We start from the raw sequence: 5659 nt of genomic DNA, 5'->3' as shown, positions 1-5659 counted from the left end.
ACCTGGTCGCCGCGGGTGAACGTGAAGCCGCCGCGCGTGGGTTCGGTGGCGTCCCACTTCATCTCGTTGCCCGGCGTCACGACTCCCGCTTCCCGCGCGTTCAACGAGCGGTAGGCGGAGTCGTTGAAGTCGCCCGCGGTCATCGAGTTGCCGAAGTACCGCCCCTTGGCCGCGGCGAGGTCGCGCAAGGGCGAGGCGGCCGACGCCGGAGGGGACAGGATGACGGACAGCGCGGTGACGGACGCGAGCGCCACCACCGCCGCGCCGAGCCTTTTCGTCGTGCTGATCACGGTGCCTCCAGTCGAGGTGTCGCGTGGATCCGGTTCGTCACGTCGTGGCGCACGGCACGCCGTTCAGCGTGAACCCGGTCGCGGCGGCGCTGTTGCCGGTGTGGGTGGCCTGGAAGCCGATCGACACCGATCCGCTCGCCGGGATCTGCGCGTTGTAGTCGACGTTGGTCGCGGTCACCTGACCCGTCGCGGTGGCGTACGTGGCGCTCCAGCCGCCGGTGATGGCCTGCCCGCCCGGGAGCGTGAACGCGAGCTGCCAGCCGTTCACGGCCGTGGCGGACGTGTTCGCGATGGTGATCGTCTCGGTCAGGCCGTTGTTCCACGCGTTGACCGCCGCGGTGACCTTGCACCCGTCGGCCGGGACCGGCGTGGTGGTGGTCGTCGTCGGTGTGGTCGTTGTCGTCGTCGTGCTGCTGGTCGTGGTCGTGGTGCTGCTGGTCGTGGTGGTGGTCGTCGTGGTCGTGGTCGGGCGGTCCAGCCCCAGGAAAGAGATCGAGTAGGCCAGCATCCCGGCTTGCGGGAGGGTGTGGCCGGTGCCCTGGATGCTGATGCCCTCGATGACGCTGCCGTAGCGGGTGCGCATCCAGCTCGACTGCGGGTAGTCCGTGGACGTCGGCGTCCGGCTCACCCCGTGGAGGTTGGTCCACTGGTCGAGCTCCTCGCCGTAGTTCGGGTACGCCAGCGTGGTGTCGGTGGTGCCGTGCCAGAACTGCATCCTCGGGTACGGGCCGGTGTAGCCGGGGAACATGGCCCGTGCCTGGTCACCCCACTGCTGCGGGGTCTTCAGCACGTTCCCGCCCGAGCACTGGCTGTTCCACAGCGACCCGTTGGTGGTCGCGAAGCAACCCGCCGGGACGCCCGAGTACGCCGCGCCCGCGCTGAACACGTCCGGGTACTGGGCGGCCAGCACGTTGGTCATCATCGCGCCGGACGAGAAGCCCGCCACGACGATGCGCGCCGGGTCGACGTTGTAGCGCTGGCGCGCGTAGGACACCATCGACATGATGCCCGTCGAGTCGCCGCCTCCGTTGCGGCGCAACGCGTTCGGCGTCGACACGTCGAAGCAGTGGCCCTCGCGGGTGGCCTCCGGGTAGACGATCACGTACCCGTAGCGGTCCGCCGCGGTGACGTAGTCGTGGCCGTTGCCGTTGTGGACGCCGCTCGCGCTGCCGCTGCAGTAGTGCACCATGAGCAGCAGGGCGGGACGTGCGGCCAGCCGGTCGGGCGCGTAGACGTACATGTTCAGCCCGGTCGGGTTGGTGCCGAAGTTCGTCACCCGGGTCAACGACGCCGCGCTCGCCGGTTGCGCGAGCACCACCAGCGCGAGCGCGGTGATCAGGCCGGACACCATCGCGACGGCGGCGACGAGCGTCCGCTTGGCGTTCCTCATCCGCGGCTCAGCTCCCCACGCACGTCGGGTTGAGGCCTGCGCCGCTCCCGGTGCCCTGGAAGCCGAACTCGGTGGACTGGCCGGCCGCGACGTTGCCGTTGTAGTCGACGTTCGTCCAGTTCACCGTGCCGCTGGTGCCGCTGCGGTTGGCGCTCCAGGAGCCGGTGACGGTCGCGCCCGACGCGAGCGTGGTGGTGACCCTCCAGCCGTGCAGCGCGGTGGACCCGGCGGTGACCTTGATGGTGGCCACGAACCCGCCGTCCCAGGAGTTCAGCACGACCGACGCGGAGCAACCACTCGGGTTGGGATCGCTCGTGGTGGTGGTGGTCGTCGTGGTCGTGGTCGTGGTCGTCGTCGTGGTGCTGGTGGTCGTGGTGGTGGTCGTCGTAGTCGTCGTGCCACCGGCGTTCAGGGCGTTCAGCACCGACGTGTAGGCGGCTTTCTTGTTGCCGCTGCTGTCGAAGAGGAGGGGGTTGGCTCCGGTGCGCCAGGAGTCGCTGTCGCGGATGCCCCAGACGGTGATGCCGGTGCAGCGTGCGACGGCGAGGCAGGCGCGGGTGACGGTGGCGTAGGCGTTGGCCTGGTTGGAGCCGGAGATGTCGAGTTCGGTGATCTGGACGTCGACGCCGAGGTCTGCGAAGCGTTGGAGGTTGGCCTGGTAGTCGGAGGGTGCGGAGTTGGTGAGGTGGGACTGGAAGCCGACGCAGTCGATGGGCACGCCGCGGGATTTGAAGTCGCGGACCATGTTGTAGATGCCGGTGGACTTGGCGTTGACGCCGTCGGTGTTGTAGTCGTTGTAGCAGAGTTTGGCGGCGGGGTCGGCGGCGCGGGCGGCGCGGAAGGCGGCTTCGATCCAGTCGTTGCCGGTGCGCTGGAGGTTGGAGTCGCGTCGGGCGCCGGAGGTTCCGTCGGCGAAGGCTTCGTTGACGACGTCCCAGGCGTAGATCTTGCCCTTGTAGTGGGTGGCGACCTGGGTGACGTGGTTCATCATGGCCGAGCGGAGGTCGGAGCCGCTGAGGTTCTGGGCCCAGCCGGGTTGCTGCTGGTACCACAGCAGGGCGTGGCCGCGGACGCGCTTGCCGTTGTTGAGGGCGTGGTTGAGGATGCGGTCGCCGTTGGTGTAGTTGAACTGCCCCCGGTTGGGTTCGGTGGCGTCCCACTTCATCTCGTTCTCGGCGGTGACCATGTTGAACTCCCGGTTCAGGATGTTCACATAGGTCGAATCACCCAGCTTGCCCGCCGCGACCGCCGTACCGAAGTACCGGCCCTTCTCCGCCGCCGAGGCTCCCAGCGTGGTGCCCGCCTGGGCCAGGCCGGTGAACGCCACCGTCATCATGGTGGCGACGAGTCCCGCGACGAGCAGCAACGCCGTTGTTCTCGACTGACGCGCGAGCGTCGGTCGAATGACCGCTCGTGTCGATTGGTTCATCACGTGTCCTTACGGATCGGAACACTGGTCAAGAGATCCCACCTGGCTGTTAGCGTTAACAAACAGGTGAACGGACCTCCCCTTCGTAAAGCGAGGGACAGGGGGCCCGGTAGTTGCCTTCACGGGCGCGCGCTTCGTACCTCTCAGACTGTGAACGATGGTCCACAGCCGGTCAAGACGTAACGCAAATGTTTCGTGCAGGTGAGGGCCGGTGCGGACCGGTCAGGGCGGCTTCCTGCACCTTTTGGGGAGATCGACACGGCTTTGCGGCGGCATGGTCAGTTCGAACGCCGTTCGACAGTCAATTTCGGCCGTCCCGCTAAAGTTAGCGCAAACATCTTTAGCTTTCGGGAAACGTTGACCCGATATGGTTCCGGTGGCGACCCTGCTGATCGGTGGACCACCCGGAGCGGGCTCGACGCCGCTCTGGCGAGGTCTGCGGACACCCGCCGGTGCAGCAGCGCGAACACCACCAGCAGCGGCGTGATGAGCAGCAGCGCCCCGGCGCACAGCAGCGGCACGTCCGTGCCCCACCGGCCCTGGAACGCGCCGAGCGCGCCCGCCGCCGTGCGCCGCGCGGGATCGTCGACCAGCACGATCGCCAGCAGGAAGTGGTTCCACGTCCAGACCAGCAGCAGGATCGCCAGCGACGACATCGCGGGTCGGGCCAGCGGCAGGTGCACCCGCGCGAAGACCTGCCACGGCCCCGCGCCGTCCACCCGCGCGCCGTCCGACAGCTCCGGCGGCACCCCGGCGAAGTGCGCCCGCAGCCAGAACACCGCGAACGGCAGGTGGATCGCGACCAGCGCCACCACCAGGCCCCACCGGGTGTCGAGCAGGCCCAGGTCCCGCACCTGCTGGTAGAGCGGCGTGACGATCGCCTCCAGCGGCAGCACCAGCCCCACCGCGAACAGCCCGAGCACCGCGCGGTGGCCGGTGAACCGCAGGTGCCCGAGCGCGTAGGCCGCCGGCACCGCCAAGGCCAGCGTCAGCGGGACGACGCCGAGCACGACCAGCGCGCTCGACGTGAGCAGCTCGGCCATCCGGGCCTGCCGGAACGCGTTCGCGAAGTTCGACCAGTGCGGGTCACGCGGCCAGGTCAGACCGGCCGGGTAGGTCCCCGGCGGGTGCAGCGCGGTGACGAAGAGGTCGACGAACGGCACGAGCGTCACGACGACCAGCACGAGCAGCACCACCCGGCCGGCGGCCCGCTCCCACCTCCCGGTGATCACCGCGACCACCGCAGCACGGGCGCCACCACCACCAGGACCACCACCGCGGAGACGACGGCCAACGCCGACGCCAGGCCGACCTCCCGCTGCGCGAACGCCAGGGAGAACACCTCCAGGCCGGGCACCGTCGTGGCCTCGCCCGGCCCTCCCCGCGTGGTGACGTAGACGATGTCGAAGCCCGCCAGCGCCGCGATCGCCGTGACGGTGGCGCACACGCCCAGCTCACGGCTCACGCCGGGCAGCACGACCGCGCGGATCTCCTGCCAGAGGCCCGCGCCGTCCAGCCGTGCCGCCTGGTACAGCGCCGGGTCGATCCGCTCCGCGCCCACCAGCAGCAACGTCGTGCAGAGGCCGAGCAGCACCCACGCCCCGATGACGCCCACCGCGGCCAGCGCGGTCGACGAGTCGCCCAGCCACGCCCGCGTCACCCCGCCCAGGCCCACCGCGTCCAGCAGCCGGTTCACCGCGCCCGTGGACGACAGCAGCAGGCTCCACGCGATCCCGGCCGCCACCAGCGGCACCGCCTGGGGCAGCAGGAGCACCACCCGCACCGGGCCGCTCGCCGCGGCGTGCCGGATCACCGAGGCCGCCAGCAGGGCCAACGGCACCGGCACGCCGGTGAAGAACACCACCAACACCAGCGCGTGGCCCACCGCGCCGTACAGGTCCGGGTCGGTGAGCACGGTGCGGTAGTTGTCCCAGCCGACCCAGGTGGAAGGGCCGACCCCGTCCCACCGGTACAGCGAGTACCGGACCGTCGACGCCAGCGGGCGCAGCACGAACACCGCGTACACCGCCAGCGCGGGCAGGACGAACGCCCAGCCGACCAGGCGCCGCACCGCGGCTCACCGGCCGATCTGGTCGGTGTAGTCGGCCTGCACCCGGCGCAGCAGGTCCTCCGGCTCGCACTCGCCCTCCACCAGCTCCTGCAGCCGGGGCGTCCAGCTCTCGGTCAGGATGGCGCCGGTGGCGTTGGCCAGGAAGTCCATGCCGGTGCCGTCCGCGGCGACCCGGGCGGCGGCGGCCACCGTGGCGGCCGTGACGGACCCCGGCTCGACCGGGAGCCGGTCGTCGCCGGCGGGCCCGAGGGGGAGCGCCCCGCCGACCTTCACGGTGGTCTCCCGGGCCGCGTGGTCGGTGACCGCCCAGTTCAGGAAGAACGCGGCGCAGTCGGGGTGCGCGGCGCGGGCCGGGATGGCGAAGGTCGGGGGACCGGACATCGCCGCCCGCGGGTCACCGGCCCGCACCGGCGGCGCGAGGAAGAAGCCGACCCGGCCCGGCATCCGCCGGTCGAGCGCGGCGGCCTCCCAGTCGCCGT

At 70.6% G+C, this 5659-nt stretch carries 6 protein-coding genes; all 6 read right to left on the bottom strand.

Annotated features, from left to right (window positions below; genetic code table 11):
• Positions 1 to 290, bottom strand: a 290-nt coding sequence (locus AB0G02_RS26850; RefSeq protein WP_360798803.1) for an endo-1,4-beta-xylanase, incomplete at its 3' end; no start/stop codon positions are given.
• 37 nt (positions 291 to 327) lie between these two features.
• A complete protein-coding gene (locus tag AB0G02_RS26845) occupies positions 328 to 1680 on the bottom strand; it encodes a PHB depolymerase family esterase (protein ID WP_360798800.1) in 1353 nt (450 codons plus the stop codon).
• A 7-nt stretch (positions 1681 to 1687) separates the two neighbouring features.
• Positions 1688 to 3016 carry an endo-1,4-beta-xylanase gene (locus AB0G02_RS26840; RefSeq protein WP_360798806.1) on the bottom strand — a complete coding sequence of 443 codons (1329 nt, stop codon included), beginning with the start codon at positions 3014 to 3016 and terminating at the stop codon, positions 1688 to 1690.
• A gap of 371 nt (positions 3017 to 3387) precedes the next feature.
• Positions 3388 to 4341, bottom strand: coding sequence for a carbohydrate ABC transporter permease (locus AB0G02_RS26835; RefSeq protein ID WP_360798797.1), 954 nt, complete (start codon positions 4339 to 4341; stop codon positions 3388 to 3390).
• Positions 4338 to 5180, bottom strand: coding sequence for a sugar ABC transporter permease (locus tag AB0G02_RS26830; RefSeq protein ID WP_360798794.1), 843 nt, complete (start codon positions 5178 to 5180; stop codon positions 4338 to 4340). Before AB0G02_RS26830 ends, AB0G02_RS26835 begins: the two co-directional genes overlap by 4 nt.
• A 6-nt stretch (positions 5181 to 5186) precedes the next feature.
• Positions 5187 to 5659 (bottom strand): hypothetical protein (locus AB0G02_RS26825; protein WP_360798791.1); only part of this gene is annotated, 473 nt, incomplete at its 5' end.

This window comes from Actinosynnema sp. NPDC023658 (genome assembly GCF_040639995.1).
Classification (GTDB): Bacteria; Actinomycetota; Actinomycetes; order Mycobacteriales; family Pseudonocardiaceae; genus Actinosynnema.
This window is presented reverse-complemented; position numbering and strand designations above follow the sequence as displayed.

Coding starts and splice junctions, on each gene's coding strand:
- AB0G02_RS26845 (WP_360798800.1), bottom strand. CDS start 1,680: ATGAGGAACGCCAAGCGGACGCTCGTCGCCGCCGTCGCGATGGTGTCC.
- AB0G02_RS26840 (WP_360798806.1), bottom strand. CDS start 3,016: ATGATGACGGTGGCGTTCACCGGCCTGGCCCAGGCGGGCACCACGCTG.